Consider the following 25,121-nt stretch of genomic DNA (forward strand, 5'->3'; position numbering starts at 1 on the left):
CAGACCACTCCAACAAGAAGACGCATATAAAGGCGCCTCTTAATGCTCAACTTTACCATCAGACGACTGGTGCTGGCCGTTCCCACGCTACTGTTCATCAGCCTCGTCATCTTCCTGCTCCTCGAACTCGCACCCGGCGATCCGATGGCGCAGGTTCCACTTACCGTCCCCCCCGAAGTCAAAGAGAAGATGCGCGAGGCACTGGGCCTCGGTCAGCCGATGCATATCCGGTTCTGGAAATGGATCGTGCAGTTCTTCTGGATCGAACCGCAGGTTCTGGTCGACTCGATCTTTGGTACAACCTTCTCCGAAGGTGACCTGCGCGTGATTTCGTGGCAGACCCGCTCACCCGTCATGGACATCGTCGTTCAGCGCATCCCGCAGACCCTGTGGGTTGTTGGCACCGCTTATGTGGTCGCCATCCTGATCGCTCTGCCCATCGGTATCTATTCGGCTTACCGGCAGTATTCCTGGTTCGACCAGATGGGCACATTCGTGTCGATGGTCGGCTTCTCGGTACCGCCGTTCTTCTCGGGCGTATTGGTGATCGTGATCTTCTCAGTCCAGCTTGGGTGGTTCCCGTCGATCTATGACACTACCCATGTGGTCAATAGCTGGGACAGCTTTGTTGTACAGCTCAAACAGATGATCATGCCGGTCATGGTTCTGGCTCTGCAGATCACCGCACAGCTCAGCCGATTCATGCGCGCCTCGATGCTGGACAACCTTAATCAGGATTATGTCCGCACCGCCCGCGCCAAGGGCCTCAGCGAATACACGGTCGTCATGGTCCACGTCCTGCGCAACTCGATGATCCCTGTGGTCACCGTTATCGCGCTGGGTATTCCGGCCATCTTCGGCGGAGCGATCATTACCGAGCAGGTGTTCAAAGTGAACGGCATCGGCCAGTTGTTGATCGGGGCTATTCAGGCCAATGACTTGCCGATGGTCCAAACCCTGACCTTCATATTTGCCGTGCTGATCGTCCTGTTCAATCTGATCGCCGACGTTCTCTATGGCATTCTGGACCCGAGGATTCGTTATGACTGATCATGATCGTACCGATACACTGGTCCCGGACGAAGGGCTTGCGCCCGCCTCGACAGCGCTGCCAACCACCGATGTGATGGAAGAACTGGCAACCCCACCGCGGAGCCAATGGCGCGATGTCTGGGATCAGTTCAAGACCCACAAAGGCGCGATGATCGGAGCGATTCTGTTCATCTTCATCGTCGCAGGCGTCTATCTGGGCCCATACTTATGGAGCATCGACCCCACTCAGATCGACATCCGTTCGCGCAATCAGGGCCCCAGTTGGGCGCATCCCTTCGGCACCGACCAGTTGGGCCGCGACATCCTAGCTCGCATGATGTCAGGCGGTCAGACATCGGTGTCAGTCGGCATCACCGCGATGCTGTTGGCGCTGTTTCTGGGCTCGTTCATCGGTGTTCTGGCCGGGTTTTTCAAACGGCTGGATGGCCCACTGATGCGCCTGACGGATCTGTTCTTGGCCTTGCCGTTGTTACCGCTGCTGCTGGTCATGATGCTGCTCTTCCGCGAGCCGCTATCTGCCGCCTTCGGGTTAGAGCGTGGAATCTTCATCCTGATCGTCTGCGCCATCGGCATCACCTCATGGATGCCCACAGCGCGGATCGTGCGCGGCGATGTGCTGGCGATCAAAGAGCGTGAATTCGTTCTGGCCGCCCGGTCCATCGGCACCAGCAATGGCCAGATCATCACGCGGCACATCCTGCCGAATGTTCTGTCTCCGATCATGGTGTCGGCCACGCTGGGGATTGCAACTGCGATCATCACCGAAAGCGCGCTTTCCTTCCTCGGCCTCGGATTTCCGCCGGACTTCCCGACATGGGGTCGGCTGCTCTTCGATGGCGTCGACTATCTGCAGCAATACCCCGAGCGCGTGTTCTGGCCCGGACTGGCGATCTCACTAACCGTCCTCAGTGTAAATTATCTGGGTGACGGCCTGCGCGATGCGCTGGATCCACGTATTCGCGGACGTTAAGCGAACTTAGTCGGCGCGCTTCAGCGCGCCGGCCAATACGATGATCAGAACGGCCAGCGGTAAAAGAACTGCAAAGGCAAATCTCAGCGTCATCAACTCGGCCAGAAATCCGATCAGAGGCGGCCCAATCAATAAACCTCCGTATCCCAAAGTCGCGACGCTTGCGATCGCCTGTCCGGGCGGGACATGCGGGTCGTTGGCCGCGCGGCTAAAGGCCAGAGGCATGATTACCGCATAGCCCACTCCCATCAGAGCAAAACCCGCCAAAGCCAATCCTGCCCCTCCCGCCGATACCACGCCAAACACGCCCAGCGCGGCGCAAACGCCGCCAAATCGTGCTGTTGCAACAGGCCCGAAACGCGCGATCACCACCCCGCCCGCAAGCCGGAACGCAACCATTGTGACCGAGAAGACCGCATAGCCCAACGCCGCGATACTCTCAGCCGCACCGGTAACGTCACGCAGGAAAATCGCGCTCCAATCCGCAACAGCCCCCTCGCCCAAAGCGCCGCACAGCGCTGTGAAACCCACAAGGATTAGGGCACCCGACGGCAAAGCGAACACCGATCCAGGTTTCGAAGCCGATCGTTTCGAAGTCCAGCGTACCCAAGACAAAACAAGCGCAAGCGCGACGACAACGCCACCCGCTAGCAGAAAATGTTGCAACACCGACAGCCCCATCTGTACGGCACCGTATCCGCTGAGCGCCCCCAACCCGGCTCCAAGGCTCCACATCGCGTGAAAGGACGACATGACCGGTTTGTCATAGGCCTGTTCGACCTCTGCCGCCCAGGCGTTCATCGCAACATCCATCGAGCCATGGAAAGCTCCGAACACAAACAGAAACGCCGCAAGCGACCAGAACCCGCCGGCGAGAGCCAAAAGGATCAGGGAAAAGGTGTAGAGAACCGCGATCACCCGCGTGATCGCCACCGCCCCAAACTTGTCCGTCAAACGGCCCGTGATCGGAAACGAACAAACGGCCCCTGCTGCCATGAACAGCAAACCAAGCCCTAGCGCCTCGTGCGTCAGATCCAGCCTGTCCCGAACCGCAGGTATGCGCGATGCCCAGATGCCGAACAGCGCACCGTTCAGGATAAACATGGCGGCCACAGCCCGCCACGCCGCAACAATACCGATCACAGGGAATCCTCATAAAATCTGCCAAACGCCACCCGTTCTACAGATCATTCGTCGCCCGGCATAGACCGCTTATTCAATTCGCTTCCGGATCTGGCGCACCCCGAACCAAACGGCAAGGATGACAGGCACGGTCACAATTGCCGTCAGCATCCCTTTGCTAATCCCGGCCTGCGTCAGTGGGTATAGCAAGTAGCTGACCAGAGACACCGCATAGTAGCTGATCGCCACCACAGATAATCCCTCGACTGTGTGCTGCAATCGAAGGGCCAGATCAGCACGCCGGTCCATGCTTTCCAGCAGAGCCTGATTTTGAGCGCTGCGTTCGACATCGACACGGGTACGCAACAGGTCGCCGGCGCGAATAGCCCTGTCGGACAAGGCCTGCAAACGTCGCTCGGTTGATTTCACCGTCCGCATCGCGGGGTCATAACGACGCATCATGAAATCGGCAAAACTCTGACGTCCATTGAATCTTTGTTCACGCAACACTTCGATGCGCTGATTGACAATCGCCTCATAGGCACCCGTGGCGCCGAACCGAAAAGAACACCGTGCCGAAAGTGTCTCAAGCTCGATCGAGGTAGACAGAAGATCCGGCAACAATTCGTCCGGGTGGGCTGTTTCGTCGGACATCTGCCCCATCAGGCGGGTCAATTGACCATCCAGTTCGCCGATGCGCGGCATCAGTTGCTTGACCCTCGCAAATCCCAGCATCGACATTGCCTTGTAGGTCTCAATCTCGCACAGCCGCTGAACGATCCGCCCGGTCCGACGCCGCCCGGTGCCTTCCTTGACAAACATCGCAAGGCGCATATGCCCCGCAGGATCAATTCGGAAATCACAAGCGCAGATCGCGGCATCATCCAGCACCCGCGCCACCGCAAGGCTTTCCGGTTCGAACCACTGAGCCAGCGAAGCCTTTGCCGCCTCATCCCCCTCGTACTCGACGACGCGAATTAAGGCCGATGTCACGCGCTGCCCCGGGCTCGCCATCAACCAATCTGGCGGAAACACCTCAAAGTCTGCCGGATTGAATGCACGTTCACTGACGTTCGGAGTGATCGCGGTATAGGTCACAAACTCGGTATGTTGTTCCCATTTCAGCCAATGACGCCCGATCTGACCCGCGTAGTGAGTGGCTTCTGGCTGAGGGTGCTGCGCGCCGTGGCGATCCAGCAGATTGATCAGGTGGGCCATATCCTCGCCACGATCGCGCGTAACCGCTTCTTTGGGCTTCTTGATCGCCAGAAACACAACCGTGCTGGGCAAGGGTGCAACCGGAAATGGGCGTGCATGCAGTTCATTGGCCAGCGTATAGCGAAGCGGATGATTGTCTATGGGCGTCATGTAAGGCTCCGGTGTATCACCAGCACTATAAGGCAGACCGATACAACATCAATTGTTTATTTATTTCAATTACTTACAAGGATACAACGGTATACAATCCCGCTATCTTATTGATTCGGCTCCCATAGCTCGATGGGATTGCCTTCAGGATCGTGGATGCGGGCGAATTTCCCGACCTCGCTGTCCCACTCCGGGTTCGTCTCGACGGTGATTCCGGCGATCTTTAATTGGTCGATCAACGCGCTCAGGTCATCGACACGAAAATTGATCATCCATTGCTGCTCGGAGCGGCCGAAATACTCGGTGTCCTGCGCAAAGGGTGCGAACACCGTATATCCTTCCCGCTGCTTCCAGGGCACAGGATCGTAGTGATTGACGCCCAAATGCTTCTCATACCAAGCACTCAACGCCTGCGGATCACGGGCCCGAAAGAATATCCCGCCAATTCCATTTACCTTCTGCATGGTCTGCCTCCGACTATCCCGAACACTCGCCAAGTTTAACACAGCCCGCTTGCTTCATATGGCTAAAAAACCTTGAGGGGGTTGGAGGCAAGCCCCCATCTCATCACAAAAGAAAAGGGCGCCCTCAGGCGCCCTTTGCAATCAGATTGTCCCTTCTGATCAATCGATCATGGGCAACAGCTTGTCGAGCGAAGCCTTGGCGTCGCCATAGAACATGCGGGTGTTCTCCTTGAAGAACAGCGGGTTCTCGATGCCCGAATAGCCGGTGCCCTGACCACGCTTGGACACAAACACCTGCTTGGCTTTCCAGCATTCCAACACCGGCATCCCGGCGATGGGGCTGTTCGGGTCTTCCTGCGCCGCAGGGTTCACGATATCGTTCGAGCCAATCACGATGGCCACATCCGTATCCGGGAAGTCGTCGTTGATCTCGTCCATCTCCAGAACAATGTCATACGGCACCTTCGCCTCGGCCAGCAGCACGTTCATGTGGCCCGGCAGACGACCGGCAACGGGGTGGATCGCAAAGCGCACGTTCTTGCCCTTGGCGCGCAGCTTGCGGACCAGCTCGGACACCGACTGCTGCGCCTGCGCCACGGCCATGCCGTAGCCGGGGATGATGACGATACTATCTGCGTCATTCAGCGCTGCAGCTACGCCATCTGCCTCAATGGCAATCTGCTCGCCCTCAACAGCCATCTGCTCGCCTTGCGGGCCACCAAAGCCACCTAAGATCACGCTGACAAAGTGACGGTTCATCGCCTTACACATGATGTAGGACAGGATCGCACCAGACGAGCCCACCAATGCACCAACCACGATCAGCAGGTCGTTGCCTAGCGAGAAGCCGATGGCCGCAGCCGCCCAACCCGAATAGCTGTTCAGCATCGACACAACCACCGGCATGTCGGCCCCGCCGATGCCCATGATCAGGTGATAGCCGATGAACAGCGCTGCCAGCGTCATCAGGAACAGCGGGAAGAAACCGCCCGTATTGGTGTACCAGATCAGGCAGATGAACGACAAAGCAGCCGCACCCGCGTTCAGAGCATGACCGCCCGGAAGCTTGGTCGCCGCCGAGGTCACCTTGCCCGCCAACTTGCCATAAGCCACGACCGATCCAGTAAAGGTGATCGCACCGATGAAGATACCGAGGAACAGCTCAACATGCAGGATCGCCAGTTCGGCCGCGGTCTTCTTCGCGATCAGCTTGGCGAACGCCCCCAGATCGGACAGGTCTGCCTGAGACGCACTGTCAGCAATCGCCATGACTTGCGCCACATTGCCGATCTCGAAATGGGCATTGAATCCCACGAACACAGCCGCGAGACCCACTAGCGAGTGCATCGCGGCTACAAGCTGTGGCATCTCGGTCATCTGCACACGTTGCGCCACGTACTGACCGATCAGACCACCGCCCGCGATCAGCAGCAACGACAGCAGCCACAGGCCTGAACCCGGACCAACCAGCGTCGCAAAAACCGCGAGCGCCATACCAACAATGCCATACCAGACCGCCCGCTTGGCGCTTTCCTGGTTCGACAATCCACCCAGAGACAGGATGAAAAGGACAGCCGCAACGACATAGGCGGCAGTAGTGAAGCCAAATTCCATTTGCCCGGCCTCCTTAAGATTTCTGGAACATGGCGAGCATGCGCCGGGTTACGAGGAAGCCGCCGAAGATGTTGATTCCGGCCATGAAGACCGACAGCGCCGCCAGCAGAATGACCAGGAACGACCCCGATCCGATCTGCATCAAGGCTCCAACGATAATGATCGAAGAGATCGCGTTGGTGATCGCCATCAGTGGTGTGTGCAAGCTATGGCTGACATTCCAGATCACCTGGAAGCCCACAAAGATCGCCAGCACAAAAACGATGAAATGCTGCATGAAGCTGGCCGGAGCGATCAACCCCACCAGCAACATCAACGCACCGCCGACGCCCAGCAACGTGAACTGTTGCTTGGTCTGCGCTTTGAAGGCCGCGATTTCCTGCGCCCTTTTCTCTTCCGGTGTCAGTTCCTTGACCTCGGCCTTAGGCTGTGCCGCAATCGCCTGCACCTTGGGCGGCGGTGGCGGGAAGGTGATCTCGCCCTCATGGGTCACGGTCGCGCCACGGATCACGTCATCTTCCATGTCGTGATTGACCTTGCCGTCCTTCTCGGGTGTCAGGTCAGCCATCATGTGACGGATATTGGTCGCGTAAAGAGACGATGACTGCGCCGCCATCCGGCTGGGGAAGTCGGTATAGCCGATAATGGTCACGCCATTGTCGGTCACGATCTTCTCATCCGGCACCGTCAGTTTACAGTTACCGCCCTTTTCCGCTGCAAGGTCGACAATGACCGAACCCGGCTTCATGCTCTCGACCATATCTTTGGTCCAAAGCTCAGGTGCCTCACGGTTGGGGATCAGCGCCGTGGTGATGACGATGTCCATCTCGGGTGCCAGTTCCCGGAACTTGGCTAGCTGGGCGTTGCGGAATTCTTCCGATTGGACCGATGCGTAGCCACCAGTCGATGCACCGTCCTGCTGTTCTTCCTCAAAATCCAGATAGACGAACTCAGCCCCCATGGATTCGACCTGCTCGGCCACTTCGGGGCGCACGTCGAATGCATAGGTGATCGCACCCAGCGAGGTTGAGGTCCCAATCGCGGCCAGACCAGCCACACCAGCACCAACGATCAGCACCTTGGCAGGCGGCACCTTACCGGCCGCCGTCACCTGACCGGTGAAGAAACGGCCAAAGTTGTTGCCTGCCTCGATCACAGCACGGTACCCGGCGATATTGGCCATCGAAGACAGCGCGTCCATCTTCTGCGCGCGCGAGATACGCGGGACCATCTCCATCGCGATCACGGTCGCGCCCTTGGATTTGGCGGCCTCCATCCCATCTTCATTCCCAGCCGGGTTAAAGAAGGAAATCAGGGTCTTATCCTTGTTCAGACGCTTCAGTTCGGTGGCATCGGGCTGACGCACCTTGGCAATAATATCCGCCGCCTTCCAAAGCGAGGCGGCGGTCTTCATGACCTCAACGCCTGCGGCTTCATAAGCGGCGTCCGAAAACCCCGCAGCAGCGCCTGCGCCCTTTTCGATCAGGCACTCATAGCCCAGTTTCTGCAACTGCACAGCCGAGTCCGGAGTCATCGCGACCCGGTTCTCGCCCTTGTACGTTTCCTTTGGCGTCCCAATTTTCACCAGTCGGTTCCCCCTAATTTTTGATTCAGGCCAGGTGGGTGTTCAGCATAGAATGACAAGCAGACATGTATCCTGCGCAAGATTATTTCGCAAGCGCAGCAATTATGACGCTGTGTCATGATGACCACACCCTTATATCCATCGTCTGGTCTTGCGTTCATACCGGGCGAAATCGGCGCGGAATGTGCGGCGCAGACGGTCTTCCTCGGGTATGATAAAGCGGCGTTCCAGCACCCAGACAAAAACCGGGATCAGCACCAGCGACAACACCGCGTCAAAACGCAGGATCAACCCGGTCAGGATCAACACATCACCCACATAGATTGGATTGCGGCTGCGCTTGTAAATCCCAGTCTGCACCATGGTCGAGGGTGTTTCGTGCGGAAAGACCGTGGTTTTGTGCCGGCGGAACTCGATCACCGCCATCACGGCCAGAATGATACCGCCACCGATCAGTATGCCGCTGAGCAGATCTGTCGCCGCCCCATCCAGAGACAACCCCAGCGGCAACACGCGGGCCTGGACCCAGGCGAGCAAGGCAAAGCCCACAAGCCAAACAGGTGGTATGTCGATCAGGCGCATGGCTGTCCCTTCACGCGGCGACACATGGTGGCAGATGTCGCTTCTGATCGCTCTCCTATCGTTTTCTGACCGCATTGGCAAAAGCGCAGGGTGTCGCATCGACCCAGGGCGCTGGACAACCCGCACCAATAGACAGACACAACGGGATCAGATAGCCAGTTACAACCTGACTGTTTCAGAAAGACAAAGCCTCGCCATGACCGATTTCGCCAAAACCAAATCCATGTTTCACCTGCCCGAGGGCGTTCTTTATCTCGACGGTAACTCTCTGGGCCCGTTGCCGAAATCAGCCGGTGACCGTGTCGGAAGCATGATGAAGGACGAATGGGGTCAGTTGCTGATCACCGGCTGGAACAAAGCCGGGTGGATGGGTATGCCGACCGGCCTGGGGGATCGGATCGGACGGCTGATCGGGGCAGAGCCCGGCAGCGTCGTGGTGGGCGACACTCTGTCGATCAAGGTTTATCAGGCGGTCGCCTCAGCGCTGGAACTGAACCCGACCCGCAAGGTCGTCCTGTCGGACAACGGCAATTTCCCGTCGGATCTTTACATGGCAGATGGACTATTGCGATCACTGGGGACGGATTACGAACTGCGCGTGGTCGATCCCGAAAACGTCGCTGCACATATCACCGAAGAGGTCGCCGTTCTGATGCTGACCGAGGTCGATTATCGTTCCGGCCGTATGCATGACATGAAGGCTTTGACCGAACTGGCCCATGCGAACGGTGTCGTGACCGTCTGGGACCTTGCCCATTCTGCAGGGGCAATCCCGGTAGATCTGTCCGGTTGCAACGCGGATTTCGCTGTTGGCTGCACGTATAAGTACCTCAATGGCGGTCCCGGTGCGCCAGCGTTCGTCTATGTCGCTCCGCGTCTGTCGGATCGCGTGCGCCCGGCGCTTTCGGGCTGGTTGGGGCATGAAGCCCCCTTTGCCTTCGATCTCGACTATCGCCCCGGCGCGGGAATCGAGAGGATGCGGGTCGGAACCCCTCCGGTCATTCAGATGGCAGCGCTGTCGGCAGCGATGGATATCTGGGACATGGCTGAAATGGCCGATGTGCGCGCCAAGTCAATCGAATTGATCGAATTGTTCATTACCCGGGTTGAGGCTACCTGCCGGGGATTGACACTCGCAAGCCCCCGCGATCCGGCCCAGCGCGGAAGTCAAGTATCGTTTCATTTTGATGAAGGATACGCTGCCATGCAGGCTTTGATCGCGCGTGGCGTGATCGGCGATTTCCGAGCGCCCGATATCATGCGGTTTGGCTTCACACCGCTATATGTCGATGAAGGGGATGTAGAACAGGCCGCCCAAATTCTGGCCGATATCATAACCAACAAGCTGTGGGACAAACCGGAATACAAAATCCGTCAGCGCGTCACCTGACCTCAAGCGCCGCGCCCAAAAGCGTGGCCAATTGCGAAATGCCTTGTTCGAACTCTTCAGCGCTGGAGGCTGTCATCTTGACGCCCTTCAGCGATGTGGTGATTGTCTTTGCGGCCTCATCCGGGCCGACAGGCAAATGCGCGCGACCTGCCGCATCCTCGCGCCGTAACCATTCGGCGTAAAGTTGCGTCAATTTGGCCTCGCCCTCCTGAACGATATCCGTCGACATGGATTTGGTCGCGTCCAGCATTTCAAGCCCATGAGGTGAGGCCAAAATTTCAGCCATCCCGTTTGATTGCGCCTCGATCGCCTGAGCGAGGATCTGAGGCAAAGGACCTTCGCTGGCCAAGGCTTCAGCGACTAGGGTAACTTTCTCGCCATAATAAAACTGCGTCAGTTCGCGAACGATGGCCTCTTTATTCTTGAAATGCAGATAGACCGCAGGCCGGGACATCCCTGCCCCTTTGGCAATGTCATCCATCGAAGTTTTCTTAAACCCATAGGTCGCAAAGGCCTGAAATGCCGATTTCAGAATGGCCGCTGTCTTGGAATCTTCACTTACACTCGTCATGCGAGAACCTCTGACACTTCTTGTTCATTTTGTCAATTGACAAGCTGACACTTTTCATTAATTATGTCAGAAACCAGCCAAAGCTAAGAGAGGTGCGCCATGGCGACGGCCCTTAAGATCAACGGAAAGACCCATCAGGTTGATCTGCCTGATGATGTGCCCTTGTTATGGGTTCTGCGTGATGAGGTTGGACTAACCGGTACCAAGTTCGGCTGTGGTGTGGCTGCCTGCGGTGCCTGCACCGTTCATATTGATGGTGAGGCCGTGCGGTCCTGCCAGGTAGCGCTCTCGGATGTTTGGGGTGATGTCACCACGATCGAGGGGCTTGGCACGCCTGACGCCATGGCAACGATCCAGAAGGCCTGGGTTGACCACCAAGTGGCCCAATGTGGTTACTGCCAGTCGGGCCAGATCATGCAGGCCGCATCGCTACTGGCTGAAAACCCGGCCCCAACGGACGAAGACATCGACGATGCGATGCAAGGCAACCTTTGCCGCTGTGGCACCTATCCTCGCATCCGCGCGGCCATCCATGATGCCGCTGCCAAGTTGAAGGAGGCTTGAGCCATGGGACGTATCGGTAAAATCGTTCGCCGCACATTCCTGATCGGATCTGCCGCCATCGTAGGTGGAGTGGCCTTCGGTGCCTACTACGTCACGCGTCCAGCTGCGAACCCGCTGAAACCGCGTGACGGGGAAACCGCGCTTAGCCCCTTTGTTCTGATCGACCAGCAGGGCGTGACCCTGTTCGCCCCCCGCGCTGAAATGGGTCAGGGCGTTATGACCACCTGGGCAGCACTGATCGCCGAGGAGCTGGATGTTGAGCTGGACGAAATCCGTGTGCTGCACGGACCTGCTGCCGCCGCCTATTACAACCATGCTCTTATGGGGGAAAGCCTGCCAGGCAAGGGCTATGACATCTCGGATTTCCAGCACAATCTGGGTGAGGCACTGGGTGTTCTGGGCAAAACGTTAAGCCTGCAGGTTACCGGCGGCTCAACCTCGATGAAAGACGGGTTCGAACGGATGCGGATGGCCGGCGCTACTGCGCGAGAAACCTTGAAGCAGGCTGCCGCGGACCAACTGGGGGTCGATCGCGATCAACTCATGACCGAAAATGGTGCTGTGGTTGCCCCGGATGGCACGCGCATTCCCTATAGCGAACTGGCCGAGGCCGCAGGCCAGATCGAACCGCCCGAGGTTTCCCTGCGTGATCCGTCCGAATGGCGTTTGATCGGCAAATCCCTGCCCCGCGTCGACATTCCGGGCAAATCCACCGGCACCGCCACCTTTGGCATCGACGTGCGCCCCGAGGGCCTGAAATTCGCCTCTGTCCGCATGAATCCCAAGCTGGGCGGGGCAATGAACGGCTTTGAAGCCAGTGCTGCAGAAGCCATGCCCGGCGTTGAAAAGATCGTCGATCTGGGCACTGGCGTCGCGGTGATTGCCAACAACACTTGGCTTGCCATGCAGGCGGTCGAGGCGATTGACGTGAATTGGGGCGATGCCCCCTATCCGCCCGATACTGATGCGGTATTCGCGCAAATTGCCAAGGCGTTTGATGACGCCCCGAACTCGACCATGCGCGATGAAGGCGATGTCGAAACGCTTCCTGAAGGTGCCACCGAGATTACGGCAGAATATACCGTGCCCTATCTGGCCCACGCCACAATGGAACCGATGAACGCCACGGCGCTCTATACCAGTAACAAGCTGGACCTGTGGTGCGGCAATCAGGCCCCGACCCTGATCCAGATCCGCGCAGCCAACACCGCCGGTCTAGATACCGAAGCGGTTGAGATTCACACCACCTATCTGGGCGGTGGTTTCGGCCGCCGGGGTGAGTTGGATTTCGGCGAGATCGCCACAAAGGTCGCCATGGCCATTCCAGGCACCCCTGTGCAAACGACGTGGAGCCGCGAAGAGGATATGCGTCACGATTTCTACCGCCCCGGCGCGATGGCGCGCATGCGAGGGGCAGTGAAGGATGGCAAGGCCGTTCTGATCGACGGCAAGGTCGCCTCGCAATCGCCGACCCATCAGGCGGTTGAACGTGTTACGGGTTTCTCAGGCGGTGGCCCCGACAAGGTTCTGGTTGAGGGATTTTTTAACCAGCCCTACGCGGTGCCCAACTACCGCATGAGCGGTCATGTCGCCGATCTGGCCGTGCCGGTGGGCTTCTGGCGCTCGGTCGGCAACAGCCATAATGCCTTCTTCCACGAAACCTTCCTAGATGAAATGGCCCATGCCGCCGGGCGCGACCCGCTGGAGTTCCGGCTGGAGTTGGCAAGGTCCGAGTTCGCCCCGGCTGCGGAGTGCCTGGAGGCCGTGAAAGAGATGTCAGGCTGGACCGGCAAAACCCCCGATGGTGTCGGACGTGGCGTGGCAATGGCCTACAGCTTTGGCACTCCGGTCGCACAGGTGATCGAAGTGGTTGACGATGACGGCACCATCCGCATCAACAAGGCCTGGATCGCCTGCGATGTCGGCTTGGCTTTGGATCCGGCGACGGTCGAGGCGCAGATGATCGGCGGCATGATCTACGGATTGTCTGCCGCCGCTCAAGAAGAAATCACCTTTGCCGATGGCGAGGTCGAACAGTATAATTTCCCGGATTATGATGCTTTACGGATGCAAAGCACACCGATCACGGAAGTCCGGATACTCGAGACCAACAAACATCTGGGTGGTGTCGGTGAACCGGGAACACCGCCGTCGATGCCCGCTTTGGGCAACGCGCTGTTCGACCTAACCGGCCAACGCGCGCGCAGCTTGCCGCTGAACAAGCAGTTCGACTTGCTCGTATGATCAATTTGCGCCGACCCGGCTCTGGGTCGGCGCTCGCTCTTTCTGATGGCCTTAGAAGTTGACAGAGAGAAAGATTGCAGCTTCCGTCGCTTCAAAATCACTTTCGAACATGTCGAGATATCCGATTGAAGCCTCCAGAAACACCGTCTTGCTTGTGCGTCCTCTCACACCCAAACGGGTTGACCAAACAACATCATTGTCAGTGTTTGCAACTGTTCCACCCCCTAAGTTCTCGCGTTCAAACCAATAGGTCGCGCTGAGCGATGCATAAGGTGAAATGACAGAGCTGCCATTGAAGAACGGACGACTTACTTCGACCTCGGGCGTTAGGGCACTGTATTTTGCTTCTTGGATTTCACCAATAAACTCGGCTGGATTTCCCAGATACGTCCCGGTGAGATCGTAATCCTCGGCACTGTAATTATAGTAATCAAACGAGATCGACGGACGAATTAAGTAAGCTCCAGCCTCATATTGTCCGATTGCCTCGAGATTCGCGCGCCAACGGGTGCGATCAAAATCACCGCTCAGCTCCAGCACATCCACATCCGTGGAGAAGCGACCGATCGTGGCGAGACCGTTTAGAACCCACCTCTCAGACATCCGCCAGGCGAAATAGGGTCCGATCGCGAATCCCGAAGTATCCTGAGAAAACTGCCCCTGAAAGCCGTCCAGCTGAGTGTTTTCGTATTCAAGCTGCAAACCAAGCACGAGGTTTTCTTGGACAAGACGGTCGATCCCAATTTCGAAAAAGCTGTCGTTCACATCCAGTTCGCTGTTTCCACGGGTGTCTTCAATGTCTGTGTAGGTGAAATTGGTCCATACATTCCAAACAGATTCTGGCCCAAACTCGCGCCCCTCCGTCAGCGGAGGGCCGACAACCGGATCGCACAAGGCAGGGTCAAGCTTACCCGTCGCATCCGCCACGCAGGCTTGGTCATCGCCCGATGGTCGCCCACTTACGTAGAGCGGATTAACGGGTCGACCTGTCTCGCCTATGTTGCCAATTCCACCGCCCGACCCTCCGGAACCGCCACCAGAGCCACCACCGGATCCGCCACCAGAGCCACCACCGGATCCGCCCGAGCCGCCGCCACCGCCGGAGCCACCCCCGGAACCGCCGCCTCCAAAGCCGCCCCCGCCTCCGAATCCGCCACCTGATCCACCCGAGCCGCCGCCACCGCCGAAGCCACCCCCGGAACCGCCGCCGGATCCACCCGAGCCGCCTCCGTTTCCTCCCCCGCCGCCACCATTGCCACCACCCCAACCCGGCAGCGTCCAATCTCTTTTTTGGTTTTGCGTATCGATCAGACAGTCGCGCCCATTTGGTGCCCCTCCGCGTTTGAACAGACGATGAACGCCCCCTGATCCATTAGATACGAAGGGAGACAAGCTTAGATGAACTCCAGGCCGAGATCGGCTCCAGGTATCAACGGTCGTGTTGCCCTGTGCAGCCTCCAGACGAAAAGCACCGCTTTCCGTCTGCGATAACCACAATGAGGATGAAGAGTCAGGTGTTCGCCCGATGTAAAGCAGGTCTCCGGCCGAGCTGCATTGTTGCGCATGCCCAGCAGTTCCCAGGACCGCCAAAAAAAGTGCCGCAGGAACGAATTCTCTTAAACCGCGAGGGTACTTTCCTGAAAAGCTGTGCATGAACTTCTCCGAACCCAGTCAGATTTGAATATGGCCAAGGGTATCTCGGCGCAAATTCGCGGTTCAGGGAAGATATCCAATTATCTTTTTATTCGAATGTTGCCGGCAAACCTTAGAACGATCCATCGACAGATTAGCGTGACTATGCAGACTGCCGGATCGCCCCGACCGTTTTCGCGTTTTTCCAATCGTATACGGCGCGACCAAATTCCTTGAACAATGGCCGCGAGACCGGGTCATTCGCCGCGTCCCATTCAGGGTGCCATTGGACCGAAAGGGTAAAGCCGGGGGCATCCTCGACATAGATCGCCTCGGGCGTGCCATCAGGCGCGTGGCCATCGATCACCACATTCTCGCCCAGCGTCTTGATCCCTTGTCCGTGTAACGTATTGGTCATCACTTCGGCCGCGCCCAGCAGGCGGTGGAACACACCACCTTCGGTTAGCGACACGACATGGCGCAGAGCAAACTTCTCCTCCAAAGTGCCGTCGGGTGGCATCCGGTGGTTCTGACGCCCCGGGAGGTCACGAATCTCAGGGTAGAGCGTACCACCCAAGGCGACGTTTACTTCTTGAAACCCGCGACAAATCCCAAAGAACGGCTGGCCTCGCTCAGCACAAGCCCGGATTAAAGGCAGCGTGATTGCATCCCGCGCGCGGTCAAACTCACCATGCGCCTCGGTCGCGGGCTCGCCATATTCTTCGGGGTGAACGTTCGGACGGCCGCCGGTCAACAGGAAGCCGTCGCAAACCTCGAGCAACTCATCAACCGCTACATAACGCGGGTCGGCGGGGATCAGTAGCGGCAGACAGTCAGACACGTTCGAGACCGCCTCGGAATTCATCGTTCCGCCCGCATGGGTCGGATACTGATCATTCATCAGATAAGAGTTGCCGATTATTCCAACGACGGGGCGCGCCATTCCAAGTCCCTTGTATCGCTCATTTCCTGCAAAACCTATCGGCAGGTTTGGCCGCGCGCAACGGCACAGACCCTGCATGGTAGCGCAAGCGCGTGTTCAGCGACGCACATCCCTGATGAAGTTCGATAAAGGGGTCAGATCTCGCCCGTCAACCCAGCGGCTTCGATACCTGCCAACGCGGCCGCTGCGTCATTATCCGAAGTGTCGCCGGTTACACCTACGGCACCAACCACCGCACCCTTGCGGTCACGCAGCAGCACACCGCCAGGAACCGGAACAACCTGACCGCCATAAACCCCGTTCACGGCCGCCATGAAATAGGCCTGCCCTTCGGCCCGCTGCATCTGCGCGGTCCCCGCCATACCTAGCATTACCGATCCGTAAGCCTTGCCATGTGCGATTGCAAAACGCCCCGGCGCGGCGCCATCTTCGCGTTCGAACGAGATCACGTGGCCTCCGGCGTCCAGGACAACAACCGAGAGCGGTTTCAGCTCCATCTCGCGCCCTTTTTCCAGAGCTTTACGAATGATGGTCCGCGCTTTGCGCAATGAAATGTTCATGCCCGATCCTTTTCATCTGGCCAAAAATACCTTCGGGGGAGCACGAGGGGGCAGACAGCCCCCTCGTTCCTGCCCTTGCCCCTAGCTCAAACTTGCCTTCAGTTCCAGGCGCCGGGCGTGCAGCACAGGCTCGGTATAACCCGAGGGCTGCACCCGCCCCCGGAACACCAGATCACAAGCCGCCTGAAACGCCACCCCGTCAAAACCCGGTGCCATGGGTCTGTAGGCCGGATCGCCTTCGTTCTGACGGTCCACTACCGCGGCCATTTTCTGCATCGCCGCCATCACCTGTTCCTGACTGACCACATCGTGGTGCAACCAGTTGGCCAGAGCCTGCGAAGAAATCCGGCAGGTCGCGCGGTCCTCCATCAGACCTATGTCGTTGATATCCGGAACTTTCGAACAGCCAACACCCTGATCAATCCAGCGCACAACATAGCCCAAGATTCCTTGTGCGTTGTTTTCGATCTCACGGGTGATCTCACCAGCGCTGAGATTACGCCCGCCCAGCAGAGGTATGGTCAGCAGATCATTCAACGTACCACGAGCCCCACCAGCGGCCAATTCATCCTGGCGCGCCATCACATCGATCTTGTGATAGTGGGTTGCGTGAAGCGTTGCCGCAGTAGGTGACGGCACCCAGGCGCAGGTTGCACCGGATTGCGGGTGGCCGATCTTGGTCGCCAGCATGTCCGCCATCCGATCGGGCATGGCCCACATACCCTTGCCAATTTGCGCTCTGCCTTTCAGGCCGCAGACCAGTCCGATATCCACATTGCGATCCTCGTAAGACGCAATCCATGGCGTATCCTTGATATCGCCCTTCGGCAGCATCGGGCCTGCTTCCATAGAAGTATGAATCTCATCCCCCGTCCGATCCAGGAATCCGGTATTGATAAAGGCCACGCGCGATTTTGCGGCCCGGATGCATTCCTTGAGGTTGGCCGATGTGCGCCGCTCTTCATCCATAATGCCCAGCTTCACCGTATTGCGTGGCAGGCCCAGGATGTCCTCGACCATGTCGAAAATCTCGACCGAAAACGCCACCTCCTCGGGCCCGTGCATCTTGGGTTTGACCACATAGACCGACCCCTTGACCGAGTTCCCGCCCTCGCGCTTCAGGTCATGCATGGCGATCAGCGTTGTGCAGAGCGCGTCCATCAAACCTTCACCAATCTCGCGCCCTTCGGCATCCAGCACTGCGGGGTTCGTCATTAGATGGCCCACATTTCGCACCAGCATCAGCGACCGACCTTTCAGAGTGGCTGGCGTGCGATTCGGAGCCATGTAGGCCAAATCCCCGGCAAGCTTGCGCGTGAAGGTTGTGCCGCCTTTCGTAACCTCTTCGGTCAGGTTGCCGGCCATCAAGCCAAGCCAGTTTCCATAGGCCAACACCTTGTCGGTCGCGTCGACACAAGCAACAGAATCCTCGCAATCCATGATGGTCGAAAGCGCGGATTCCAAACGGACATCAGAAATACCTGCAGGATCGGTGGCGCCAATTGTGCTATGCGCATCAATCCTGACTTGAATGTGCAACCCGTTGTTGCTTAGCAATACAAACTCCGGTGCTTCAGCTGCGCCAGCGTAGCCTGCGAACTGAGACGGGTCGGCGAGCTTCGGCATCAGCGCACCGTCCTTAACGCTTAACCCGGAGACCTCCGCCCAGGACCCTTCGGATAGCGGCACAGCCTCATCCAGGAACGCCTTCGCCCAGGCGATGACCCGCGCACCGCGCCCGGCGTCATAAGCCTTGCCTGTCGGCAGATCGCCTAACGCATCTGTTCCATAAAGCGCATCATATAAACTGCCCCAGCGCGCATTTGCGGCATTCAACGCAAAGCGCGCGTTGGTGATCGGCACTACCAATTGCGGTCCGGGGATTAGCGCGATTTCAGGGTCGACATTGGCTGTCTCGATCTCGAAATCGTCGCCTTCCTCTACCAGGTACCCAATCTCACGCAGAAAAGACTGATACTCAGCCGCGTCAATGGGCAACCCCCGCCGCGCCGCGTGCCAGCCATCGATCCGGCCCTGAATGTCAGCCCGCTTGTCCAGCAGCGCCCGGTTTTTCGGTCCAAGCTCATTGGCCAAGCGCGACAGACCCGCCCAGAAATCAATTGCCGAAACTTCCGTGCCCGGCAGCGCCTTCTGTTCGATGAAATCCACCAGAACCGGGTCAATCTGCAGCCCGTTGCGGGTCTCTCTGCTGCTCATATTCCGAATCCCCTACGATTGTGTGCCATTGTATGCGCTCCTCAATTAGGGCGTTCGTTTCCGATAGGCAACTTCTGTCCCGACATGAGGGGCATTTGACCCAGCGCGAACCGTCTCAAATGAACAGCGGCAATGGCACATCGGTTGCAGCGTCCGCGCGAAGCCCATAACGTCGCGCCAGATTCCCAGTCGATGAGGCCACCGATGCGCGACGCCGCCCCCACAACGATTTATCTGAAAGACTACACTCCGTTCGGGTTTCTAGTGGACAGTGTGCATCTGACCTTCGATCTGGCCGCACACGCCACTCGCGTCACTTCCCGCATCGCCTTCCGCCCGAACCCCGAAGCGACCGACCGCACGTTTTTTCTGCATGGCGAAGAGCTAAAGCTGATCCGTGCCGCAATTGATGGTGAATTGATTACGCCTGAAGTGACCGCCGAAGGCCTCACCGCACCGGTTCCAGACGCGCCTTTCGTGTGGGAGGCCGTGGTCGAGATTGATCCCGGCAACAACACCGCGCTTGAGGGGCTGTATATGTCGAACGGCATGTATTGCACCCAATGCGAGGCCGAAGGGTTTCGCAAGATCACTTATTACCCCGACCGCCCCGATGTGATGAGTGTATTCACCGTACGCATTGTATCCGACACACCGGCGGTTATGCTGTCCAATGGCAACCCGGTCATTTCTGATTGGAACAGCGCGGAATGGCACGATCCTTGGCCAAAACCAGCCTATCTCTTTGCACTCGTTGCTGGAAATCTGGTGGCCACGTCAGACAACTTCACCACCAAATCCGGTCGCGACGTCGAATTGAACCTCTGGGTCCGCCCTGGTGATGAAGGCAAATGCGCCTTTGGCATGGAAGCCCTTAAAAAGTCAATGAAATGGGATGAGGACGTCTATGGCCGTGAATACGATCTGGACGTGTTCAACATTGTGGCCGTGGACGATTTCAACATGGGCGCGATGGAGAACAAGGGGCTGAACATCTTCAACTCCTCAGCCGTTCTGGCCAGCCCTGAAACCTCGACCGATATGAATTTCGAACGGATCGAGGCGATCATCGCACATGAGTATTTCCACAACTGGACCGGCAACCGCATCACCTGCCGCGACTGGTTCCAACTGTGCCTGAAGGAGGGGCTGACTGTGTTCCGCGACGCGCAGTTCACTTCGGATATGCGCTCGGCCCCTGTAAAACGTATCCACGATGCCATCGACCTGCGCGCGCGGCAATTCCCCGAAGATAACGGGCCGCTCTCGCACCCGGTCCGTCCCGAAAGCTTTCAGGAAATCAACAACTTCTACACCTCAACCGTCTATGAAAAAGGCGCCGAGGTGATCGGGATGCTGAAACGGCTGGTCGGGGATGAGGCCTACAGCAAAGCACTGGACCTGTACTTCGATCGCCACGACGGGCAGGCCTGCACGATCGAAGATTGGCTGAAAGTATTCGAAGACACTACGGGCCGCGACCTGACCCAGTTCAAACGTTGGTACAGCCAATCCGGTACCCCCCGTGTCTCAGTTGCCGACGATTGGACCGATGGCACCTATACCCTGACGCTGCGCCAACGGACCGAGCCGACGCCGGGGCAAGAAGACAAGCAACCTCAGGTCATCCCTATCGCTGTGGGTCTGCTTGGCCCGAACGGGGACGAGATACGTGCGACCGAAGTGCTGGAACTGACCGAAGCCGAGCAGAGTTTTACCTTTACCGGTCTCGCGGCCAAACCTGTGCCCTCGATCCTGCGCGATTTCTCGGCCCCTGTGATCCTTGAACATGAGATCAGCAATGCCGAACGCGCCTTCCTTCTGGCTCATGACACCGACCCGTTCAACCGCTGGCAGGCAGGGCGGTCGCTAGCCGAGGACACCCTGCTGCGCATGATCACCGATGAGGCAACGCCTGATACCGACTACCTTGACGGCTTGCTGGCAGTGCTACGGAATGAGGCGCTGGACCCGGCCTACAGGGCACTGATGCTGGGTCTGCCGACGCAATCGGAACTGGCCGCAACACTATTTGACAAGGGCATCACCCCTGACCCGATGGCGATCTGGCGAGCGGTTGAGACTTTGCGTCAAGCCACGGCGCAACACGTCCAAGACCTGCTCCCTCGTCTGAACAGTGAAACGCTGGTGGACGCGGCTTATCAGCCGGACGCTGAACAATCAGGCAAACGCGCCTTGGGCAGCGCGGCGCTTGCGCTGACCTCGAGACTGGATGGAGGTGCCAAGGCCGCAGAGCAATATGCACGTGCTGACAACATGACCCTGCAGTTGGCCGCGTTGTCTTGTCTGCTACGCGCGGGCAAAGGCGAACGTGAGCTGGCCGCCTTCTATGATCAATGGCAGCATGACCGGCTGGTCATGGACAAGTGGTTCGCCATGCAGGTCTTGATGACCGGACCGGAAAAATCGGTTGAGACCGCGCGCAGGTTGACCGAGCATGCTGATTTTAATTGGAAGAACCCAAATCGTTTCCGCGCCTTAATGGGATCCCTGGCAGGCAACCACGCAGGCTTCCACCAAGCGAACGGAGCAGGTTACGCGCTGCTGGCAGACTGGTTGATCCGACTTGATCCCGTAAACCCGCAGACCACCGCCAGGATGTGCAGCGTGTTCCAAACTTGGAAACGCTATGACGCCGACCGTCAGGCCTTAATACTTGCACAACTGAATCGCATTGCCGACACGCCGAACCTGTCCCGGGACACGACCGAAATGGTCACGCGCATCTTGGGCGCATGACCGCGTTTACGTTCGCTCGACAGAACCGAAATCAGCGAACGGTTCTGATCCTGATCGGCATTCACGCGATGTTGATCGCTTTGATGATCCTGCTGAACGCGGTCTGGTGGCTGATGGCGCTTCTGGCCCTGACTACCCTGCCCGCGCTGTGGGATGTTATCAAGGACACCAGCGCAGGCATGGAACTGACCGATGAAACCCTGCGTTGGCACACCGGCCAACGTCAGGGACAACTCAAGCTGTCCGAGGTGGATCGATTCCGGTTTGACACGAGGTGGGATTTCTCAGTGCGCGTCTCAGCGGTTCTGAAATCCGACAAACGCGTGCGTTTACCCGATGAATCACTGCCACCACACAAGCAATTCGAAATGGTCCTGAATCAGGCGGGATTCGCGGTCGAACGACATCATTTTAGAGTTTTCTGAAACGATTCATGGAGTCTGGGCCACATTGGCACCTGAATCACGGGCTCTCCGCGACGCAGTCTTGATTTGAGCAGAATTTTTGGCAAACTGGACGGGTTACAAGTTTGTTCCAGTTCGAGTTTTGCCATGTTTTGGTCTTTGAAGGCTTTTGCCGCCCGTATTGTCGGTTCTTCTGATCCCACCCCTACACCTCTGCCTGCGTCCGTCGCCGATGCTACTGCATGGCTTGTCGCCTCGGGGCAGTTGAACATCCCAATCGCAGAATCAGATGAAAATGATGCGATCGGGCATCAGGTGATCGAACGTGGCCGCCATCTGGCGCGGCAGGATATGTGGGCAGAACTGTCGCTGGAGATGCGCGCTGCAGATGAGGGGCGCAAGGCTACCCCTTGCGGGCAGCCGATCTCCGAGCTGTTGGCATTTGGGGCCCGGTCCGATGTGGTTTTGGCGGCCGAGCACGCGCTGTCGGACGGCAAAGCACTGTCAGACTATGATCTGCTGGGCGGGATCTCGGAATTGGAAGGCGAGATTCAGAACCATCCCGATGATCCGATGATCACGCTTGTGGTTGCCTTGGCCCATATCGATTTGGCGTGGGCCTGGCGCGGGACGGCGCACCCGGACACGCTGCCGGCGCTGCACCAATCCCGTTGTGCCGCGCATTTCGACCGGGCTGCTGCGCTGCTTCCGAAATGCCGCGCTGCGCTGCCCGACAGTCCGGCGATTGCTGCAGCGGATTGCGCCTTGCTGGCAGGACACATTGATCCGCGCACCCGCGTTGCTGATAAATACGAGGCCCTGATCACGCTGGATTCCCAGAACCATCGCCACATGCGTGCGATGGGCAGCCACCTGCTGCCGCGCTGGTTCGGCAGCTATGAACAGCTTGAGGTGCAAGCCTTGCGAAACGCCGCACGGACCCAGAAAAATTGGGGTGCGGGTGGGTATACCTGGGTGCAATTCGACGCCATCGCGCTGGATGACGAGGCCTGCGCGCGGGTGGATGTCGAATACTTCATTGAAGGTTTGCGCGATATCGTTGCACGTCGTCCGGATCAGCAGACAATCAACCTGCTGGCGGCCTATTGCTCTGTCACACTGCAGAACAGAATGGGCCAGAACCCGCGCGCCGATATCGCCCGCAAACAGATTTGCGAGGCCGCAAACTGGCTGATCCGCGATCACATGACCGAACTGCATCCGCTGATCTGGGCCCATGCGGCTAACGGGTTCAATAACAGCCTTCGCGTCAACTCGGCCGAGCGTTTTGCCGCCCGTGGTCGCCGCGATGCGCTGAAGGCGATCGCCAATCTGTTGCGGGATGAGTTGCGCAGTGGGCAGAGTGTGACCTTTACACCGTCGGGGCTGCAGTTCTCGGGGAACTAAAGCGCCATTGCCCCTTGCCCCTTTGGCGCGCCGGGCCTAATACGCAGGCTTAGACTTCTGCGGAAATGAGGCGCGCCATGCTCGACCTGACATACGAAATGCCCAAACCCAAAACCATTGCCGGGGCCAAGCACGATTGGGAACTGGTGATCGGGATGGAGGTGCACGCTCAGGTCTCATCCAATGCCAAGCTGTTCTCGGGTGCATCAACCCAATTCGGGGCCGAGCCGAATTCGAACGTGGCCTTCGTGGACGCTGCGATGCCCGGCATGCTGCCAGTGATCAACGAGTATTGCGTTGAACAGGCCGTGCGCACCGGGCTGGGTCTGAAAGCAGATATCAACTTGAAATCGGCGTTTGACCGCAAGAACTATTTCTATCCTGACCTGCCGCAGGGCTACCAGATTTCTCAGCTTTATCAGCCTATTGTGGGTGAAGGTGAAGTGCTGGTCGAGATGGGTGATGGAACTGCACGCATGGTACGGATCGAGCGTATCCACATGGAGCAGGACGCGGGCAAATCGATCCACGACATGGACCCGCATATGTCCTTTGTCGACCTGAACCGGACCGGTGTATGCTTGATGGAGATTGTTTCGCGCCCCGATATTCGTGGGCCGGAAGAGGCCGCGGCATATATCGCCAAGCTGCGTCAGATCATGCGTTACTTAGGCACCTGTGACGGCAACATGCAGAACGGCAACCTGCGGGCGGACGTAAACGTTTCGATCTGTTTGCCGGGTGCTTACGAGAAGTATCAGGAAACACAGGACTTTTCGCATCTGGGCACGCGCTGCGAGATCAAGAACATGAACTCGATGCGCTTTATCCAGCAAGCGATCGAGGTCGAAGCACGCCGTCAGATTGCCATCGTCGAGGGCGGTGGTGAGATCGATCAGGAAACGCGCCTGTATGACCCGGACAAGGGCGAGACACGCTCGATGCGGTCCAAGGAAGAGGCGCATGATTATCGTTATTTCCCTGACCCTGACCTGCTGCCGCTGGAGATCGAACAGGCATGGGTGGATGACATCGCCGCCAAGCTGCCCGAACTGCCAGACGACAAAAAAGCGCGTTTTATCAGTGAGTTCGGACTGACCGACTATGATGCTTCGGTGCTGACTGCCGAGGTGGAATCGGCTGCTTACTTCGAGGAGGTCGCCGGGGGCCGCAGCGGCAAACTGGCTGCGAACTGGGTGATCAACGAGCTGTTTGGCCGGTTGAAAAAAGAAGATCATGACATCACCGAGTCTCCGGTGTCCCCCGCTCAGTTGGGTGGTATCATCGATCTGATTTCGTCTGATGCCATTTCGGGCAAAATCGCCAAGGACCTATTCGAGATTGTCTATACCGAAGGCGGTGATCCGGCGAAAATCGTCGAGGATCGCGGCATGAAACAGGTGACTGACACTGGCGCCATCGAGGCTGCTTTGGACGAGATCATCGCCGCAAATCCGGCACAGGTTGAGAAGGCCAAGGTGAACCCGAAACTGGCTGGCTGGTTCGTCGGTCAGGTGATGAAGGCCACCGGCGGCAAGGCTAACCCGAAGGCCGTTAACGAATTGGTCAGCAAGAAGCTGGGTTCGTAAATCTTCCGAGTTGTACAAACCCCGAACAGGGGTTTGTTCGACTTGTACATAACGAAAACTTAATTTTCGAGACCGGTATTGG

Annotated in this window: 20 protein-coding genes; 9 read left to right on the plus strand and 11 right to left on the minus strand. The window is 58.0% G+C overall.

Annotated features, from left to right (window positions below):
• The first annotated feature begins 42 nt into the window (after positions 1-42).
• On the plus strand, positions 43-1,050 hold the full coding sequence (locus ACR0AU_RS15475; protein WP_170397107.1) for an ABC transporter permease: 1,008 nt from the start codon (positions 43-45) through the stop codon (positions 1,048-1,050).
• The gene (locus ACR0AU_RS15480) at positions 1,043-2,023 is read left to right on the plus strand and encodes an ABC transporter permease (protein WP_170397109.1); all 981 of its coding nucleotides are present in this window, start codon (positions 1,043-1,045) and stop codon (positions 2,021-2,023) included. Before ACR0AU_RS15475 ends, ACR0AU_RS15480 begins: the two co-directional genes overlap by 8 nt.
• Positions 2,024-2,029: 6 nt before the next feature.
• On the opposite strand, the gene ACR0AU_RS15485 is transcribed toward ACR0AU_RS15480, so the two are convergent.
• The 6 genes from ACR0AU_RS15485 to ACR0AU_RS15510 all read right to left on the minus strand — a co-directional run bounded on the left by ACR0AU_RS15485 (position 2,030) and on the right by ACR0AU_RS15510 (position 8,758).
• Positions 2,030-3,166 (minus strand): MFS transporter, encoded by a 1,137-nt coding sequence (locus tag ACR0AU_RS15485; protein ID WP_170397111.1) that lies wholly within the window; start codon positions 3,164-3,166, stop codon positions 2,030-2,032.
• A 69-nt stretch (positions 3,167-3,235) separates the two neighbouring features.
• Entirely contained in the window at positions 3,236-4,513 is a 1,278-nt protein-coding gene (locus ACR0AU_RS15490) for a DUF3422 family protein (protein WP_480592233.1), read from the minus strand.
• A gap of 107 nt (positions 4,514-4,620) precedes the next feature.
• Complete coding sequence (locus ACR0AU_RS15495) at positions 4,621-4,977, minus strand: VOC family protein (protein ID WP_170404099.1); 357 nt, start codon at positions 4,975-4,977, stop codon at positions 4,621-4,623.
• 159 nt (positions 4,978-5,136) lie between these two features.
• Positions 5,137-6,591, minus strand: coding sequence for an NAD(P)(+) transhydrogenase (Re/Si-specific) subunit beta (locus ACR0AU_RS15500; RefSeq protein ID WP_170597039.1), 1,455 nt, complete (start codon positions 6,589-6,591; stop codon positions 5,137-5,139).
• A 13-nt stretch (positions 6,592-6,604) separates the two neighbouring features.
• Complete coding sequence (locus ACR0AU_RS15505; protein ID WP_480795916.1) at positions 6,605-8,176, minus strand: Re/Si-specific NAD(P)(+) transhydrogenase subunit alpha; 1,572 nt, start codon at positions 8,174-8,176, stop codon at positions 6,605-6,607.
• A gap of 132 nt (positions 8,177-8,308) precedes the next feature.
• The gene (locus tag ACR0AU_RS15510) at positions 8,309-8,758 is read right to left on the minus strand and encodes a methyltransferase family protein (RefSeq protein WP_170647651.1); all 450 of its coding nucleotides are present in this window, start codon (positions 8,756-8,758) and stop codon (positions 8,309-8,311) included.
• 196 nt (positions 8,759-8,954) lie between these two features.
• On the opposite strand from ACR0AU_RS15510, the gene kynU reads away from it, so the two are divergent.
• Positions 8,955-10,148: a kynureninase gene (gene kynU / locus ACR0AU_RS15515; RefSeq protein ID WP_480795993.1), complete on the plus strand. Its 1,194-nt coding sequence runs from the start codon at positions 8,955-8,957 to the stop codon at positions 10,146-10,148.
• Here kynU and ACR0AU_RS15520 read toward each other — a convergent pair.
• A complete protein-coding gene (locus ACR0AU_RS15520; RefSeq protein ID WP_170424159.1) occupies positions 10,141-10,719 on the minus strand; it encodes a TetR/AcrR family transcriptional regulator in 579 nt (192 codons plus the stop codon). The genes kynU and ACR0AU_RS15520 overlap by 8 nt on opposite strands.
• A 99-nt stretch (positions 10,720-10,818) precedes the next feature.
• On the opposite strand from ACR0AU_RS15520, the gene ACR0AU_RS15525 reads away from it, so the two are divergent.
• A complete protein-coding gene (locus ACR0AU_RS15525) occupies positions 10,819-11,283 on the plus strand; it encodes a (2Fe-2S)-binding protein (protein ID WP_170397127.1) in 465 nt (154 codons plus the stop codon).
• 3 nt (positions 11,284-11,286) lie between these two features.
• Positions 11,287-13,527 carry a xanthine dehydrogenase family protein molybdopterin-binding subunit gene (locus tag ACR0AU_RS15530; protein WP_480795917.1) on the plus strand — a complete coding sequence of 747 codons (2,241 nt, stop codon included), beginning with the start codon at positions 11,287-11,289 and terminating at the stop codon, positions 13,525-13,527.
• A gap of 51 nt (positions 13,528-13,578) precedes the next feature.
• Here the strand turns inward: ACR0AU_RS15530 and ACR0AU_RS15535 are convergent, their stop codons facing one another.
• The 4 genes from ACR0AU_RS15535 to ACR0AU_RS15550 all read right to left on the minus strand — a co-directional run bounded on the left by ACR0AU_RS15535 (position 13,579) and on the right by ACR0AU_RS15550 (position 18,879).
• Positions 13,579-14,919 carry an autotransporter outer membrane beta-barrel domain-containing protein gene (locus tag ACR0AU_RS15535; RefSeq protein ID WP_480795918.1) on the minus strand — a complete coding sequence of 447 codons (1,341 nt, stop codon included), beginning with the start codon at positions 14,917-14,919 and terminating at the stop codon, positions 13,579-13,581.
• A gap of 403 nt (positions 14,920-15,322) precedes the next feature.
• Positions 15,323-16,102, minus strand: coding sequence for a gamma-glutamyl-gamma-aminobutyrate hydrolase family protein (locus ACR0AU_RS15540; RefSeq protein WP_170397133.1), 780 nt, complete (start codon positions 16,100-16,102; stop codon positions 15,323-15,325).
• Positions 16,103-16,236: 134 nt separating this feature from the next.
• Positions 16,237-16,662, minus strand: a complete 426-nt coding sequence (locus ACR0AU_RS15545) for a GlcG/HbpS family heme-binding protein (protein ID WP_170466015.1) — start codon at positions 16,660-16,662, stop codon at positions 16,237-16,239.
• An 81-nt stretch (positions 16,663-16,743) separates the two neighbouring features.
• Complete coding sequence (locus ACR0AU_RS15550) at positions 16,744-18,879, minus strand: malate synthase G (protein ID WP_480795919.1); 2,136 nt, start codon at positions 18,877-18,879, stop codon at positions 16,744-16,746.
• A 204-nt stretch (positions 18,880-19,083) separates the two neighbouring features.
• Between ACR0AU_RS15550 and pepN the strand changes: the two genes are divergently transcribed.
• From pepN to gatB, 4 genes are all read left to right on the plus strand, one after another.
• On the plus strand, positions 19,084-21,639 hold the full coding sequence (pepN, locus tag ACR0AU_RS15555; RefSeq protein ID WP_480795920.1) for an aminopeptidase N: 2,556 nt from the start codon (positions 19,084-19,086) through the stop codon (positions 21,637-21,639).
• Positions 21,636-22,064 (plus strand): hypothetical protein, encoded by a 429-nt coding sequence (locus ACR0AU_RS15560; RefSeq protein ID WP_480795921.1) that lies wholly within the window; start codon positions 21,636-21,638, stop codon positions 22,062-22,064. Before pepN ends, ACR0AU_RS15560 begins: the two co-directional genes overlap by 4 nt.
• A 126-nt stretch (positions 22,065-22,190) precedes the next feature.
• A complete protein-coding gene (locus tag ACR0AU_RS15565; protein ID WP_480795922.1) occupies positions 22,191-23,450 on the plus strand; it encodes a hypothetical protein in 1,260 nt (419 codons plus the stop codon).
• Between the two features lie 77 nt (positions 23,451-23,527).
• Positions 23,528-25,039, plus strand: a complete 1,512-nt coding sequence (gene gatB, locus ACR0AU_RS15570; RefSeq protein ID WP_480795923.1) for an Asp-tRNA(Asn)/Glu-tRNA(Gln) amidotransferase subunit GatB — start codon at positions 23,528-23,530, stop codon at positions 25,037-25,039.
• The last annotated feature ends 82 nt before the right edge of the window (positions 25,040-25,121 follow it).

It is taken from the genome of Ruegeria sp. CG1 (assembly GCF_056537265.1).

What these genes read in the sequence shown, in the direction of transcription:
- ACR0AU_RS15500 (WP_170597039.1), bottom strand. Translation starts at nt 6,591, where the DNA reads ATGGAATTTGGCTTCACTACTGCCGCCTATGTCGTTGCGGCTGTCCTT.
- ACR0AU_RS15475 (WP_170397107.1), top strand. Translation starts at nt 43, where the DNA reads ATGCTCAACTTTACCATCAGACGACTGGTGCTGGCCGTTCCCACGCTA.
- ACR0AU_RS15560 (WP_480795921.1), top strand. Translation starts at nt 21,636, where the DNA reads ATGACCGCGTTTACGTTCGCTCGACAGAACCGAAATCAGCGAACGGTT.
- ACR0AU_RS15545 (WP_170466015.1), bottom strand. Translation starts at nt 16,662, where the DNA reads ATGAACATTTCATTGCGCAAAGCGCGGACCATCATTCGTAAAGCTCTG.
- ACR0AU_RS15530 (WP_480795917.1), top strand. Translation starts at nt 11,287, where the DNA reads ATGGGACGTATCGGTAAAATCGTTCGCCGCACATTCCTGATCGGATCT.
- pepN (WP_480795920.1), top strand. Translation starts at nt 19,084, where the DNA reads ATGCGCGACGCCGCCCCCACAACGATTTATCTGAAAGACTACACTCCG.
- kynU (WP_480795993.1), top strand. Translation starts at nt 8,955, where the DNA reads ATGACCGATTTCGCCAAAACCAAATCCATGTTTCACCTGCCCGAGGGC.
- ACR0AU_RS15480 (WP_170397109.1), top strand. Translation starts at nt 1,043, where the DNA reads ATGACTGATCATGATCGTACCGATACACTGGTCCCGGACGAAGGGCTT.
- gatB (WP_480795923.1), top strand. Translation starts at nt 23,528, where the DNA reads ATGCTCGACCTGACATACGAAATGCCCAAACCCAAAACCATTGCCGGG.
- ACR0AU_RS15565 (WP_480795922.1), top strand. Translation starts at nt 22,191, where the DNA reads ATGTTTTGGTCTTTGAAGGCTTTTGCCGCCCGTATTGTCGGTTCTTCT.
- ACR0AU_RS15520 (WP_170424159.1), bottom strand. Translation starts at nt 10,719, where the DNA reads ATGACGAGTGTAAGTGAAGATTCCAAGACAGCGGCCATTCTGAAATCG.
- ACR0AU_RS15490 (WP_480592233.1), bottom strand. Translation starts at nt 4,513, where the DNA reads ATGACGCCCATAGACAATCATCCGCTTCGCTATACGCTGGCCAATGAA.
- ACR0AU_RS15525 (WP_170397127.1), top strand. Translation starts at nt 10,819, where the DNA reads ATGGCGACGGCCCTTAAGATCAACGGAAAGACCCATCAGGTTGATCTG.
- ACR0AU_RS15550 (WP_480795919.1), bottom strand. Translation starts at nt 18,879, where the DNA reads ATGAGCAGCAGAGAGACCCGCAACGGGCTGCAGATTGACCCGGTTCTG.
- ACR0AU_RS15540 (WP_170397133.1), bottom strand. Translation starts at nt 16,102, where the DNA reads ATGGCGCGCCCCGTCGTTGGAATAATCGGCAACTCTTATCTGATGAAT.
- ACR0AU_RS15495 (WP_170404099.1), bottom strand. Translation starts at nt 4,977, where the DNA reads ATGCAGAAGGTAAATGGAATTGGCGGGATATTCTTTCGGGCCCGTGAT.
- ACR0AU_RS15510 (WP_170647651.1), bottom strand. Translation starts at nt 8,758, where the DNA reads ATGCGCCTGATCGACATACCACCTGTTTGGCTTGTGGGCTTTGCCTTG.